This is a genomic window from Pantoea sp. B_9 (assembly GCF_008632015.1).
In the GTDB taxonomy this organism is placed as follows: Bacteria; Pseudomonadota; Gammaproteobacteria; order Enterobacterales; family Enterobacteriaceae; genus Pantoea; species Pantoea dispersa.
On sequence record NZ_VWVL01000002.1, the window covers coordinates 558757 to 572641 of the forward strand.

Here is a 13885-nt window from a genome sequence, read left to right on the forward strand (position 1 = left end):
GCACGCTGCAAAGGTGCCCTGAGATGGGACTCGCAAACGTTTGCCTGCGCTGGTAGAATTGCCGCGCTTAATTTTTGCCACCAACCGCAATCGCGTGGGGATTCCGCAGTGACCGACAAAACCTCTCTCAGCTACAAAGACGCCGGTGTTGATATTGATGCTGGTAACGATCTGGTTGACCGTATTAAAGGCGTAGTAAAGAAAACCCGCCGCCCGGAAGTGATGGGTGGACTGGGTGGCTTTGGCGCGCTGTGTGCGCTGCCGCAGAAATACCGCGAGCCGGTGCTGGTCTCCGGAACTGATGGCGTCGGCACTAAGCTGCGTCTGGCGATGGATCTCAAACGCCACGACAGCATCGGCATCGATCTGGTCGCGATGTGCGTGAACGATCTGGTGGTACAGGGCGCTGAGCCGCTGTTCTTCCTCGACTATTACGCCACCGGCAAGCTGGATGTGGATACCGCCTCCGCGGTGATCACCGGTATCGCCGAAGGCTGTCTGCAGTCGGGCTGTGCGCTGGTCGGCGGTGAAACCGCTGAGATGCCGGGCATGTATCACGGCGAAGATTACGACGTGGCCGGTTTCTGCGTCGGCGTGGTGGAAAAATCCGAGATCATCGACGGCAGTAAAGTGCAGGATGGCGACGTGCTGATCGCGCTGGGCTCCAGCGGTCCGCACTCTAACGGCTACTCGCTGGTGCGTAAAATTCTTGAAGTCAGTCAGACCGATCCCACCACTAAACAGCTGGAAGGCAAACCGCTGGCCGATCACCTGCTGGCACCGACCCGCATCTACGTGAAAAATATCCTCAGCCTGATTGAGCAGGTGGACGTGCACGCCATTGCCCACCTGACCGGCGGCGGCTTCTGGGAAAACATTCCGCGCGTACTGCCGGATAACACCCAGGCGGTGATTGACGAGAAAAGCTGGCAGTGGCCGGCGGTATTCAGCTGGCTGCAGCAGGCCGGTAACGTCAGCCGTCACGAGATGTACCGCACCTTTAACTGCGGCGTGGGCATGGTGATTGCGCTGAGCCCGGCCGATGCCGACAAAGCGGTACAGCTGATGACCGCGGCTGGCGAGCAGGCGTGGAAAATTGGCGTGATTAAGGCGTCTGATGCCGAAGAGCGTGTGGTTATCAACCCATGAAGAAACTGGTTGTACTGATCTCCGGCAACGGCAGCAATCTTCAGTCCATCCTCGACGCCTGCGAGAGCGGGCGTATCAACGGCAGCGTGGCTGCCGTTTTCAGTAATAAAGCCTCGGCCTATGGTCTGACGCGGGCGCAGCTGGCCAGCGTGCCTGCTCACGCGCTGTCCGCGCAGGATTTCCCCGATCGCGACGCCTTTGACCGCCAGCTGATGCAGCAGATCGACGCTTATGCACCAGATCTGGTGGTGCTGGCCGGTTATATGCGCATTCTGAGCCCGGCGTTTGTCGCGCACTATCATGATCGTCTGCTGAATATTCATCCGTCGCTGCTGCCGAAATATCCCGGTTTGCATACGCATCGCCAGGCGCTGGCGAACGGGGACGCAGAGCACGGTACGTCGGTGCATTTTGTGACTGATGAGCTGGACGGTGGACCGATCATTCTGCAGGCGCGCGTGCCGGTATTTGCTGACGATGACGAAGCTGAGATCAGCGCCCGCGTGCAGCATCAGGAGCACGCGATTTATCCGCTGGTGATCAGCTGGTTTGTCGAAGGACGCTTGCAGATGCGCGCGGGCAAAGCGTGGTTAGATGGCGAACCGCTGACGCCGGAAGGTTATGCGCACGATTGATTGACCTTTACGCCGTGCGCTTGCAGGAATTGCGCAATAAATTGCGCCGCTACGGGGCTGTGCCGGGTTTAATTACTGCATGATTTCTTTGCACATTTCGTAGCGGCGCGATTCTTCGCGCTAACCTAACAATACTTACCCAAACCGGCCGGTAATATAATCCTCGGTGCGCCGCGCCTGCGGTGCGGTGAAAATCCGGTCGGTTTCGTCAAACTCCACCAGCTGCCCGTTATGCATAAACGCGGTGTAATCGGATACGCGCGCGGCCTGCTGCATGTTGTGCGTCACCAGCACCAGCGTGAAATGCTGCTTCAGCGTGGTCATCAACTCTTCAATCACCAGCGTCGAGATCGGATCCAGCGCCGAGGTGGGTTCATCCAGCAGCAGCACTTCCGGCTCGATGGCGATGGCGCGCGCAATCACCAGACGCTGCTGCTGACCGCTCGACAGCGTCAGCGCATTCTGCCCCAGCTGATCTTTCACTTCGCCCCACAGCGCCGCCGCCCGCAGCGCGCGCTCGCAGGCCTCATTCAGCACGCGACGATCGCGCACGCCCTGCAAACGCAGACCGTAAACCACATTCTCATAGATCGACTTGGGGAACGGATTCGGGCGCTGGAACACCATGCCGATGCGCCGCCGCAGCGCCGGCAGATCCTGGTTCGCCTGCATCACCGCGTGGCTATCGAGCAGAATCTCACCTTCGATGCGGCAGCCATCAATGACGTCGTTCATGCGATTGAAGCAGCGCAGCAGCGTCGATTTACCGCAGCCGGAAGGCCCAATCAGCGCCGTGATGCGATGCTTTGGGATCTGCAAATCAATGTTATTCAGCGCCTGGCGTTCGCCGTACCACAGCGACAGTTGGTTAACGGTGAGCGCAATAGCGTAATCGGGCGTCATGTGTAAACCTTATTAGTGCGTCATAAGCCGGTAGCGCTCGCGCAGCCGATGGCGCAGCACCATCGCCAGCAGGTTAAGCGACAGAATGATCGCCACCAGCAGCAGTGCCGTGGCATACACCAGCGGTCGGTCGGCGTCGATGTTCGGGCTCTGGAAGGCCAGATCGTAAATCTGAAAACCGAGATGCATAAATTTACGGTCAAGATGCAGATAAGGAAACACCGCATCGACCGGCAGCTCTGGCACCATTTTGACCACGCCCACCAGCATCAGCGGTGCGGTTTCGCCGGCGGCGCGCGCCACCGCCAGAATCAGGCCGGTGAGCATTGCCGGTACCGCCAGCGGCAGCACCACGCGCCACAGCGTTTCCGCCTGGGTTGCGCCCAGCGCCAGCGAGCCCTGACGCAGATTGTCCGGAATACGCGACAGCCCCTCTTCGGTGGCGACGATCACCACTGGCAGCGTCAGCAGCGCCAGCGTCAGCGCCGCCCACAGCAGGCCAGGCGTGCCGAAGGTAGGATTGGGCAGCGAGCGGGAGAAGAACAGCTGATCGAGGGTACCGCCAATCAGCCAGACAAAAAAGCCGAGGCCAAACACGCCATACACAATCGACGGCACGCCAGCCAGATTCACCACCGCAATGCGCACCAGCCGGGTGAGCGCGTTGCGCCCGGCGTATTCGTGCAGCCAGACGGCGGCCACCACGCCCAGCGGCATGACAATCACCGACATCAGCAGCACCATCAAAACGGTGCCGAAAATCGCCGGCAGCGCGCCATTTTCACTGCCGCCCGAGGTGGGCGAGTCACTGACAAACTGCCAGATCTGACTGAGGAAATGCCCGATTTTCTGCCCGAGGCTCAGGCTGTTTGGATACCAGGCGGCCACCACCTGCGCCAGCGGAATCAGATGATCGTCGCCCTGCACGTCGCGCAGTACCAGCGTATCGCGCTGGCTTTCATGCTGCAGATGCGCCAGCTGCTGCGCCAGCGCGCCGAAGCGTTTATGCAGCGCCGCGCTGTTGGCATCCAGTTCTGACTGATCCTGCAGGCTGAAGTGACCACCGCGCCGCTGCTCGTCAGCCTGCTGTTGCAGACTCTCCAGCTGGGCGTTAAGGCGCGCCATTTCGATACGCCGGATGTTGCTCGCCTGGCGCAGCTGCTCATGCACCTGCTTCAGCCGCTGCTGCAGCAGTGCATCGCGGTCGCGCGCGGTCAGCACCTCGTTGTCTTCACGCAGCTCCACCAGCCAGCCGTAGGCATTGCCGCCACTGCGTCGCTGTAGCACCAGCACTTCTGCCGGGCGTCGGGTTTGCGCTTCGCCCTGACTGACGATGACGCGGAAATCCGGCGCGGCAAAATCGCGGTTACCGGTTTTCACTACGTAGCGCCAGCGATCGCCCTGCTGCTGGCGATCCAGCGTTTCACCCAGCACCCTCAGCGGTGCCCCCTGCGGCGGCTGGAACTGATACTGATCGACCGGCTGCGGCCAGAACGCCCTGACGCCCTGCCAGCCCAGCAGGCCGATTAATAAGGTAAATGCCAGCAGGCAGACGGCGACCGCACCGGCAGTCAGCCAGCGCCAGCGATCGTTTTGACGCAGCGCGCTCATGCCTGCCCCTCATGCTGACTGTAGCGCTGGCGCAGCCGCTGACGAATCAGTTCCGCCACGGTGTTGATCGCCAGCGTGAATATCAGCAGCAGCAACGCACTGAGAAACAGGATGCGATAATGGGCGCTGCCCGCCGCGGCTTCCGGCATTTCAATGGCGATATTAGCCGACAGCGCGCGCAGCCCGGCAAACAGTCCGCCTTCGCTCACCGGGGTGTTGCCGGTGGCCATCAGCACAATCATGGTTTCCCCCACCGCACGGCCAAAGCCGATCATCAGCGCAGCAAAAATGCCTGCCGACGCGCCCGGCAGCACCACGCGCGTCAGGGTTTGCCACGGTGTCGCACCCAGCGCCAGCGAGCCCTGCCCCAGCGCCACCGGCACGCTAAACAGCGCATCTTCCGCCAGGGTAAAGATCAGCGGCACCAGCGCAAAGCCCATCGCCAGCGCCGCCACCAGCAGGTTACGCTGCTCATAGTGCGCCAGCTGTTCGCCCATCTGCGGCCACCACAGTGTCGGCAGCCACAGCGTCAGTAACGTCACCAGTAACAGCAGCGGCATCAGCAGCAGCACTTCAAAACCGGGCCGCCGCCAGCGCGCCGGCAAACGCGGACTGAGCACGCCGCACAGCAGCAGCGTGGCGGCCAGTACCAGCGGCAGCAGCATCACGCCAGGCAGTGCACGGCTGATGTGCGGCGCCAGCCACACGCCAGCGATCAGGCCAATCACCACGCTCGGCAGCGCGCCCATCATTTCAATGCCCGGCTTGACCCAGCGGCGCAGGCCCGGCGACATAAACCATGCGGTATACATTGCCGCCGCCAGCGCCAGCGGCGTGGCAAACAGCAGCGCCAGCGACGCTGCTTTCAGCGTGCCGATCACCAGCGGCATCAGGCTGAATTTGGCCTGATAGCTGTCGCCGGCGGCGGTGGACTGCCATACCCAGTCCGGCTGCGGATAGTTTTCATACCAGATTTTCTGCCACAGATTGCGCCAGCTGAAATCGGGCCACGGATTATCCAGCGCGAATTGCTGCCACTGTCCGGCACGTTCGACGATCAGGCTATCGCCGCGCGGAGACAACGCCAGCGCGCTGATGCCCGCGGCCAGCTGGCGCGTGACAATCGGGCCCGCCTGCTTGCTGGCGAACAGGCGCACCACGCCCTGCGCGTCAAAGCTGGCAAAAACGCGCCGCTGCGCCTCAGGCACGATGCCGAGCACACCCGCGCTGTGCGTGAAGGTGTGAATCTGCTGCAGCCGTGGCCCGTGGTCACCGGTGATGGCAAACCATTGCTGAATGCCACGCGCATCCTGAATCAGTAAGCTGCGCCCGCCCGCCAGCAGTTGCAGGCTGCGCGGTTGCTGAGTCAGCGTCTGGGTTTCCCGCAGCTGCGCGCCCTGCGGCGTAATCTGCCACACCCGCAACAGCCGTCCGGTACTGGTGTACAGCAGCGTGCCGTCCGGCGACAACCGCATCAGGTCGGCCTGCTCACCGGGCAATACAATCTGGTCGACGCGTTTCTGGCCGGCAAAGGTCAGCAGGCTGATACCGGCCGGCGTTTGTGCGGCGATGCGCCACTGGTGATCGCCCGGCACCGCCAGCGCCATCTGGCTGACCGCGCCCTGCGGCAGATGCAGCGGCCGATCGCCCAGCGGGAAATACCATTCACCGTGCTGGCCGTGGATGAGCGGTTGCATCAGCAACAGATCGCCCTGCATATTGAGCAATACGCTGCCGCCGTCGCTGCTGGTCACCGCCGCCTGCGGCTGACCGTTCAGCGCCAGCGCGTCGCCCGCTGGCTGACCGTCGAGCGGAATAAAGCGCGCTTCGTTGCGGCTGATGCGCCAGCCGAGCTGGCCTTCGCTGCCCAGCGCCAGCGCCGGGGCTTTGTCCCACAGCTGCTGACTGAGCGTCGGCTGCATGCCCGGCGCGCTGAACAGCGGCATCACCACCCAGATCAGCCAGAAGAACAGCAGCAGCATCAGCAGTAAAATTCCCACACCGCAGGCCGTGACGATGCGGCGCACGAACTGATCGATGGCGCGTCGACGACGGTCACTAAAGTGGACAGGAATACGATTTATGCTCATGCAGGCCAGAGTTACCCTTGAAGTTATGCCGCTATGTTGCCCGTAGCTGATTGATAAGACAACTGTTGAGGTTGGACAAGGCTGCCATACTCTCGCCATAATGGTGGAGGACACTGAGCGGAACCGCAATTTTGCGTTTATTCCGCCGGACATTCCGTCCAGCAACAGCATCACGGAGTCAGAATGGGTCAGGAAAAGCTGTATATAGAAAAAGAACTAAGCTGGTTAACCTTTAACGAACGCGTGCTGCAGGAAGCCGCTGATAAAAGCAATCCGCTCATTGAGCGCATGCGTTTTCTCGGCATCTATTCCAATAACCTGGAAGAGTTTTATAAAGTGCGCTTTGCCGATCTCAAGCGCCGCATTCTGATTGGCGAAGAACAGGGGACGCCCACCACCCTGCGCCATTTGCTGAAAAAGATTCAGCTGCGGGTACAGAAATCGGATCAGGAGTTCGATGCGCTGTATAACGACCTGCTGCTGGAGATGGCGCGCAACCAGATTTTCCTGATCAACGAGCGCCAGCTGTCACCCAATCAGCAGGAGTGGCTACGCTACTACTTTAAGCATCAGCTGCGCCAGCACGTCACGCCCATTCTGATCAACCACGACACCGACCTGATTGAGTTCCTGAAAGACGATTACACCTATCTGGCGGTGGAGATTATCCGCGGCGAAGAAATCCGTTACGCCCTGCTGGAGATCCCGTCCGATAAAGTGCCGCGCTTTGTGAATCTGCCGGCAGAATCGCCGCGCCGTCGCAAGCCAATGATTCTGCTGGATAACATTCTGCGCTACTGCCTTGATGAGATTTTCAAAGGCTTCTTTGATTACGACGCGCTGAACGCCTACTCAATGAAAATGACGCGCGACGCCGAGTACGACCTGGTCACGGAGATGGAATCCAGCCTGCTGGAACTGATGTCCTCCAGCCTGAAACAGCGCCTGACCGCTGAGCCGGTGCGCTTTGTCTATCAGCGCGATATGCCCGATGCGATGGTGGAAATGCTGCGCCATAAGCTGTCGATCTCCAGCTACGACTCGATTGTGCCGGGCGGCCGTTATCATAACTTCAAAGATTTCATCGGCTTCCCGAACGTGGGCAAAGCCAACCTGGAAAATCGCCCGCTGCCTCAGATTCGTCATATCGGTTTTGATGGCTTCCGCAACGGCTTTGATGCCATCCGCAACCGCGATGTACTGCTTTACTATCCGTACCACACCTTTGAGCACGTGCTGGAGCTGCTGCGTCAGGCGTCATTCGACCCGAACGTGCTGGCCATCAAGATCAACATTTACCGCGTGGCCAAGAATTCGCGCATTATGGATGCGATGATCCACGCCGCCTACAACGGTAAAAAGGTCACGGTAGTGGTCGAGCTACAGGCGCGCTTTGATGAAGAAGCCAACATTCGCTGGGCGAAGCGGCTGACCGAAGCGGGCGTGCACGTGATCTTCTCAGCGCCCGGCCTGAAGATTCACGCCAAGCTGTTCCTGATCTCCCGCCGCGAGGGCGAAGAAGTGGTGCGTTACGCCCACATCGGTACCGGCAACTTCAACGAAAAAACCGCGCGTATTTACACTGACTATTCGCTGCTGACCGCCGACGCGCGCATCACCAATGAAGTGCGCCGCGTATTTAACTTTATCGAAAACCCGTATCGCCCGGTAACGTTCGAACACCTGATGGTGTCGCCGCAAAACTCGCGCGCCATGCTGTATCAGCTGATTGATAACGAGATTGCCAACGCGCAGCAGGGCAACCCTTCCGGCATTACGCTGAAAATCAACAACCTGGTGGACAATGGTCTGGTGGATCGGCTGTATGCCGCCTCATCGGCTGGCGTGAAGATCAACCTGCTGGTGCGCGGCATGTGCTCGCTGATCCCCGATTTGCCGGGCATCAGTGAAAATATTCGCATCACCAGTATCGTTGACCGCTACCTTGAGCACGACCGCGTCTATATTTTTGAAAGCGGCGGCGATAAAAAAGTATTCCTGTCGTCGGCGGACTGGATGACGCGCAACATCGATTATCGTATCGAAGTGGCGGTGTCGGTGCTCGATCCGCGCCTGAAACAGCGCATACTGGATATCATTGCCATTCTGTTAAGTGATACGGTAAAAGCCCGCATCGTAGACAAAGAATTGAGTAACCGTTATGTTCCGCGCGGCAATCGCAAGAAGGTGCGCTCGCAGCTGGCGATTTACGATTACATCAAGAAACTGGAACAACCCGAATAACGCCTATGCCAATCTCCCATAAAAGTACGCCGAAACCGCAGGAATTCGCCGCCATCGATCTCGGCTCGAACAGCTTCCACATGGTGATTGCCCGTGTGGTGGATGGCGCCATGCAGGTGCTGGGACGCCTGAAACAGCGCGTGCACCTCGCCGACGGGCTGGATGCGCAAAATCGCCTGAGCGAAGAAGCGATGGAGCGCGGCCTGAGCTGCCTGGCGCTGTTTGCCGAGCGCCTGCAGGGGTTCAGCGCCGCCAACGTCACCATCGTCGGTACGCACACGCTGCGCATCGCATCCAACGCGGAAGAGTTTCTGCAGCGCGCCGCGGAGGTCATCCCGTATCCGATTGAGGTGATTTCCGGCAATGAAGAAGCGCGCCTGATCTTTATGGGCGTTGAGCACACGCAGCCGGAGAAAGGCCGCAAGCTGGTGATTGATATCGGCGGCGGTTCAACCGAGCTGGTGATCGGCGAAGATTTTGAGCCGCAACTGGTGGAGAGTCGCCGCATGGGTTGCGTCAGCTTCGCCAACCTCTACTTCCCGAAAGGCGAGATTAGCCAGGAGAATTTCCGTCGCGCCCGGCTTGCCGCCGCGCAAAAGCTGGAAACGCTGGCGTGGCAGTATCGTCTGCAGGGCTGGCAATATGCGCTGGGCGCGTCCGGCAGTATCAAAGCGGCCTGTGAAGTGCTGCTGGCGATGGGCGAGAAAGAGAAGCGCGTGACGCCGGAAAACCTCGACATGCTGGTGAGCGAAGTGCTGAAGCACAAATCCTTTGCTGCCCTGAGCCTGCCCGGGCTGTCGGACGAGCGCAAGGCAGTGTTTGTACCGGGGCTGGCGATTCTGTGTGGCGTGTTTGACGCGCTGGCCATTCGCGAGCTGCGCCTGTCGGATGGCGCGCTGCGTGAAGGCGTGCTGTATGAGATGGAGGGCCGCTTCCGTCATCAGGATATCCGCAGCCGTACCGCGCAGAGCCTGGCAAATCATTACGCCATCGACAGCGACCAGGCACGCCGCGTGCTGGAAACCACCGAACAACTGTACAGCCAGTGGCTGGAGCAGAACCCGAAGCTGGCCACCCCCCAGCTGACGGCGCTGATGAAGTGGGCAGCGCTGCTGCATGAAGTCGGGCTGACCATCAACCACAGCGGTATGCAGCGTCATTCGGCCTACATCCTGCAAAACTCCAATATGCCGGGCTTTAATCAGGATCAACAGATGCTGCTGGCCACGCTGGTACGCTTCCACCGTAAAGCGGTGAAGCAGGATGAGATGCCGCGTTTCACCTTATTTAAAAAGAAACAGTTCCTGCCGATGATCTTCCTGCTGCGGCTCGGCACCCTGCTGAACAATCAGCGTCAGGCCACCACGCGCCCCGACACGCTGAAGCTGAGCACCGACGATGGTCACTGGACGCTGACCTTCCCGGCCGGTTTCCTCAGCCAGAACACGCTGGTTCAGCTGGATCTGGAGCGGGAGCAGGCTTACTGGAATGACGTCACCGGCTGGAAACTGATGCTGGAAGAGGAGTAACGCGGGCTTCAGGCCCGCAATAGCACTATGACAACACGCCCCGATAACTATTTTGCGGAGAAATACGGCCTGACGCCGCCCCACTCCGAAGTGCTGGCCGCGCTGCCAAAACTGGAAGTGGGTAATGCGCTGGACCTCGGCTGCGGCCAGGGCCGCAACAGCCTGCTGCTTAATCAGCACGGTTTTACGGTGACCGCCTGGGACAACAATCCGCAGAGCCTGGAACGCCTTAACAGCATCATCGCGGAAGAGCAGCTGCAGCAGATACATACCGAACAGTGCGACCTGAATCAGGTGCGTTTCAACGGTGATTATCAGTTTGTGTTTTCCACCGTGGTGATGATGTTCCTGCAGCCGGCGACCATTCCGCAGCTGATCGCCGATATGCAGGCCAGCACGCGCAAGTACGGTTACAACCTGATTGTGGCGGCGATGAGCACCGACGATTATCCCAACACGCAAAACTTCCCGTTTACCTTTAAATCGGGCGAGCTGAGCCATTATTACCGTAACTGGCACATCGTGAAGTACAACGAAGAGGTCGGTGAACTGCATCGCCGCGATGAACACGGTCAGCGCATTAAGTATCGCTTCGCTACCCTGCTGGCGCAGAAAGCCAGCTACTGATGTCTGGCAACAAGATGGTCCGGTCGCCATCAATGGCGACCCTACAACGGATTAGTGCGGTTGGTGAAAGTATGCGGCTTTCGGTCGTCATCAATGACGCCCCTGCAGAGTCGATGACGCACGCTTCGCCCGGCGGCTGATATCGATCAAGGCAATCTTAACCTTTTCTGCTCATTTTTCACGCAGCGGTTGACCTCCCGGTCGGGTTGTGACTAAATGTTGCCACCGCCCAGCCGGGCTTTGACAGGAACCACCCCGCGTGAATAACGCCATCTCTGCACGAAGACGTCCCAAAACTGGTACCATGACCCGCATTGTTTTGCTGATCAGTTTCTTTATTTTGGTTGGCCGTCTGATTTTCATTATTCCCGGTGCCATCGAGCATCATCAGCAAAAGAAAGCCGCACCTGAACCGGTCACACTGAGCACCAGCGAGACGCGCTAAGGAATTTGCGGGTCATCGTCGCTCTGCCATCACATTGTCCGCCGCGGCAATGCTGCTTGTTACGCCCACTTTACCCGCAACGCGCTACACTTTGACCTGACTTTACAGACACAAAGGACGCGTTATGTCTGCTTCGCACGCACAACAACTATCAGAAACCCGCCAGCGAATTCTGCACCTTCTGCTCAGCGAGCACGATTTAGTCGATGTGCTGCTGGATAAATCCGTCGACCTCAACGCCGCCGAACTGCGCAAAATCACCGGCTGGCGTCAGCAGCTGGAGCATGAACTGCCGCAGCTGCACGCCGCCGACCTGGCGGACATTCTCGAAGCGCTGCCGGAAGAGGAGCGTCTGGCGCTGTGGCGGCTGGTGCCCTACGAGCAGCGCGGTCGCGTGCTGGTGGAGGCCTCCGAAACCGTGTGGGCCAGCCTGACGGAAGAGATGACCGACCGCGAAATCCTGCGCGCCATCGAGCCGCTGGATATTGACGATCAGGTCTATCTGGCGCGTTATCTGCCGCGCGATCTCACCGGCCGCCTGCTCACCACGCTCGATCCCAGCCTGCGCGCCCGACTGCTGGATGTGATTGAGCTGGATCGCGATCGCGTCGGCCAGGTGATGGACTTCAATATCCTCACCGTGCGCTCAGACGTGACGCTGGCGACGGTGCAACGCTTTCTGCGCAAGCGCAAAAGCATGCCGGACGGCACCGATAAAATCTTCATCACCGACGAACACAATCAGCTGCTGGGTGAACTGGCGCTGACCGATATCCTGCTCAACAAACCTAAAACGCTGGTGGCTGAGGTGATGAACGCGCGCCCCACCACTTTCCAGCTGGATGACAAAGCGGAAGAGGCCGCCAGCGCCTTCGAACGCTATAACCTGATTTCTGCTGCGGTAACCGATGCTAAAGGCAAGCTGATTGGCCGTATCACCGTGGAAGATGTGATTGACCTGGTGAACGAAGAGAACGAAAGCAACATCCGTAAGATGGGCGGCATCAGCCAGGGTGAAGACGTGTTTGCACCGGTGCGCAAAGCGGTAAGAAAGCGCTGGACCTGGCTGGCCGTCAACCTGTGTACGGCGTTTATCGCCTCGCGCGTCATTGGTCTGTTTGAGGACACCATTTCGCAGCTGGTGGCGCTGGCCACGCTGATGCCGATTGTCGCCGGCATTGGCGGTAACACCGGCAATCAGACCATCACCATGATCGTGCGCGCGCTGGCGCTGCATCAGGTTGAACCCGGCAACTTTTCGTTTCTGATTGCGCGCGAACTCGGCGTGGCGCTGCTTAACGGCCTGTTCTGGGGCGGCATCATGGGCGGCGTGACCTGGCTGATGTACGACAACCTGCAACTGGGCGGCGTGATGATGCTGGCGATGGTGCTGAATCTGCTGCTGGCGGCGCTGATGGGCGTGCTGATTCCGCTGATTATGACCAAACTCAAACGCGACCCGGCGGTCGGCTCCAGCGTGCTGATCACCGCCATCACCGATACCGGCGGCTTCTTTATCTTCCTCGGTCTGGCCACGCTGTTTCTGCTGCACGGCCACTAAAGCGCAGCTACAATCAGCGTTGATCCCTAATCAGCTGGAGAGCAGTGATGTTTAACGTGGATGATTTTGTGCAGGCGAAAACCGGTGGGCCAAAAATGCAGGTGCTGCGCGTTGCGGGCGATACGCTGTGGTGCGCCCGCGTTGACGATCCGATCAAAAAAGAGATCGAGGTGAAGGCCGACAGCGTCAATCTCTATCATGAAGACGGGGATTTCGGCGTCTGTTAACGGCTGCGAGCCCGCGCCGCCCGCGAACCGATGCTGTCGCGGCGCGGCGCTGTCTCAGGGCTTATCCTTCTGTAAATTATCCTGCCCCACCCCGCCGATAAACGGCAGCCGCAGACGCAGCGGGGTGAAATCCAGCCCCAGATTCAGTCCCAGCAGATTCACCTCCACGCCCTCTTCCGCACCCAGCGTGACGCCCAGCACGCCGAGCAGCGACAGCTGCACGCCGCGCCCGGATGGCGGCAGGCCAAGCGGATGCAGCAGCGAACGGAAATCCTTACCGATAGCATTGGCGGGCAAATCGAGCTTCAGCGCCGGCACTTCACGGCCAATGTGAGCGAGGAAGGTGTTGCTGTTGGGGCCCGGCCACGCATGATAGGTGTTGGGCCACGGATAGGATTGAATCGCCGCTTCAATCTGCGGGATCATCGCCTGCGCAGCCGCACCGCGATGTGACACCAGCAAACGCGGACGCGCACCGTACCAGTAGCCGTCCGGCAGATTGCTGTTGCGCCGCACTTTATCGCCGCTGCCCCAGCTGATCACCTCATAACGATTGTAGCGGGTTTCTCCGGCGCGCTTAAAGATAATCCACGGATGCACCGCCACCGCGCCTTTCCAGCCGTAGGTCGGCGCGGCATACACCTGCACAATCGCCTCACTGGCGAAGCGCTGCGGATCCGGTGCCAGCCCGGCCGAATCACGCCGCGCCGTCGCCCAGCCGCCGCGTTCGGTGGTGAACTCACCGCTGCGCGTCGCCTGCGCCAGGCTGGCCGCCAGCGACAGTAACACCACACAGAGAAAAGAGAGTAAAACAGCTTTAACAGGCAACATGCATGAACATCCCGGTGGTGAAAAAACGCTCCC

The 13885-nt window shown here is 59.7% G+C and carries 12 protein-coding genes; 8 read left to right on the plus strand and 4 right to left on the minus strand.

All coding sequences use genetic code 11. From position 1 onward, the window contains the following. The first annotated feature begins 108 nt into the window (after positions 1-108). Together purM and purN are read left to right on the plus strand one after the other, a co-directional pair. A complete protein-coding gene (gene purM / locus F3I21_RS09470; RefSeq protein ID WP_104094092.1) occupies positions 109-1149 on the plus strand; it encodes a phosphoribosylformylglycinamidine cyclo-ligase in 1041 nt (346 codons plus the stop codon). Further along, positions 1146-1784, plus strand: a complete 639-nt coding sequence (gene purN / locus F3I21_RS09475) for a phosphoribosylglycinamide formyltransferase (protein ID WP_150058749.1) — start codon at positions 1146-1148, stop codon at positions 1782-1784. Before purM ends, purN begins: the two co-directional genes overlap by 4 nt. A gap of 135 nt (positions 1785-1919) precedes the next feature. Here the strand turns inward: purN and pstB are convergent, their stop codons facing one another. The 3 genes from pstB to F3I21_RS09490 are packed head-to-tail and all read right to left on the minus strand — an operon-like array spanning position 1920 to position 6388. After that, positions 1920-2687, minus strand: coding sequence for a phosphate ABC transporter ATP-binding protein PstB (pstB, locus tag F3I21_RS09480; RefSeq protein ID WP_021506586.1), 768 nt, complete (start codon positions 2685-2687; stop codon positions 1920-1922). 12 nt (positions 2688-2699) lie between these two features. Continuing rightward, a complete protein-coding gene (gene pstA, locus F3I21_RS09485) occupies positions 2700-4298 on the minus strand; it encodes a phosphate ABC transporter permease PstA (RefSeq protein ID WP_150058750.1) in 1599 nt (532 codons plus the stop codon). Further along, positions 4295-6388 (minus strand): ABC transporter permease subunit, encoded by a 2094-nt coding sequence (locus tag F3I21_RS09490; protein ID WP_150058751.1) that lies wholly within the window; start codon positions 6386-6388, stop codon positions 4295-4297. Before F3I21_RS09490 ends, pstA begins: the two co-directional genes overlap by 4 nt. A 183-nt stretch (positions 6389-6571) precedes the next feature. Between F3I21_RS09490 and ppk1 the strand changes: the two genes are divergently transcribed. The 6 genes from ppk1 to F3I21_RS09520 all read left to right on the plus strand — a co-directional run bounded on the left by ppk1 (position 6572) and on the right by F3I21_RS09520 (position 13021). Beyond that, positions 6572-8632 carry a polyphosphate kinase 1 gene (gene ppk1, locus F3I21_RS09495; protein ID WP_021506583.1) on the plus strand — a complete coding sequence of 687 codons (2061 nt, stop codon included), beginning with the start codon at positions 6572-6574 and terminating at the stop codon, positions 8630-8632. Between the two features lie 5 nt (positions 8633-8637). Further along, positions 8638-10161, plus strand: a complete 1524-nt coding sequence (gene ppx, locus F3I21_RS09500) for an exopolyphosphatase (RefSeq protein WP_150058752.1) — start codon at positions 8638-8640, stop codon at positions 10159-10161. Positions 10162-10188: 27 nt separating this feature from the next. Further along, positions 10189-10788, plus strand: coding sequence for a tellurite resistance methyltransferase TehB (gene tehB / locus F3I21_RS09505; RefSeq protein ID WP_132464747.1), 600 nt, complete (start codon positions 10189-10191; stop codon positions 10786-10788). Positions 10789-11047: 259 nt separating this feature from the next. Next, entirely contained in the window at positions 11048-11233 is a 186-nt protein-coding gene (locus F3I21_RS09510; RefSeq protein ID WP_021506580.1) for a YfgG family protein, read from the plus strand. A 124-nt stretch (positions 11234-11357) separates the two neighbouring features. Next, entirely contained in the window at positions 11358-12794 is a 1437-nt protein-coding gene (gene mgtE / locus F3I21_RS09515; protein ID WP_021506579.1) for a magnesium transporter, read from the plus strand. Positions 12795-12841: 47 nt separating this feature from the next. After that, on the plus strand, positions 12842-13021 hold the full coding sequence (locus tag F3I21_RS09520) for a hypothetical protein (RefSeq protein WP_010617609.1): 180 nt from the start codon (positions 12842-12844) through the stop codon (positions 13019-13021). Positions 13022-13075: 54 nt separating this feature from the next. Here the strand turns inward: F3I21_RS09520 and F3I21_RS09525 are convergent, their stop codons facing one another. After that, positions 13076-13852, minus strand: coding sequence for a DUF3750 domain-containing protein (locus tag F3I21_RS09525; protein WP_021506578.1), 777 nt, complete (start codon positions 13850-13852; stop codon positions 13076-13078). Positions 13853-13885 lie beyond the last annotated feature (33 nt).

Excerpts from the sequence above, each read along its gene's own strand:
- F3I21_RS09520 (WP_010617609.1), top strand. The coding sequence starts at position 12,842 with ATGTTTAACGTGGATGATTTTGTGCAGGCGAAAACCGGTGGGCCAAAA.
- F3I21_RS09525 (WP_021506578.1), bottom strand. The coding sequence starts at position 13,852 with ATGTTGCCTGTTAAAGCTGTTTTACTCTCTTTTCTCTGTGTGGTGTTA.
- tehB (WP_132464747.1), top strand. The coding sequence starts at position 10,189 with ATGACAACACGCCCCGATAACTATTTTGCGGAGAAATACGGCCTGACG.
- pstB (WP_021506586.1), bottom strand. The coding sequence starts at position 2,687 with ATGACGCCCGATTACGCTATTGCGCTCACCGTTAACCAACTGTCGCTG.
- pstA (WP_150058750.1), bottom strand. The coding sequence starts at position 4,298 with ATGAGCGCGCTGCGTCAAAACGATCGCTGGCGCTGGCTGACTGCCGGT.
- mgtE (WP_021506579.1), top strand. The coding sequence starts at position 11,358 with ATGTCTGCTTCGCACGCACAACAACTATCAGAAACCCGCCAGCGAATT.
- ppk1 (WP_021506583.1), top strand. The coding sequence starts at position 6,572 with ATGGGTCAGGAAAAGCTGTATATAGAAAAAGAACTAAGCTGGTTAACC.
- ppx (WP_150058752.1), top strand. The coding sequence starts at position 8,638 with ATGCCAATCTCCCATAAAAGTACGCCGAAACCGCAGGAATTCGCCGCC.
- purN (WP_150058749.1), top strand. The coding sequence starts at position 1,146 with ATGAAGAAACTGGTTGTACTGATCTCCGGCAACGGCAGCAATCTTCAG.
- F3I21_RS09490 (WP_150058751.1), bottom strand. The coding sequence starts at position 6,388 with ATGAGCATAAATCGTATTCCTGTCCACTTTAGTGACCGTCGTCGACGC.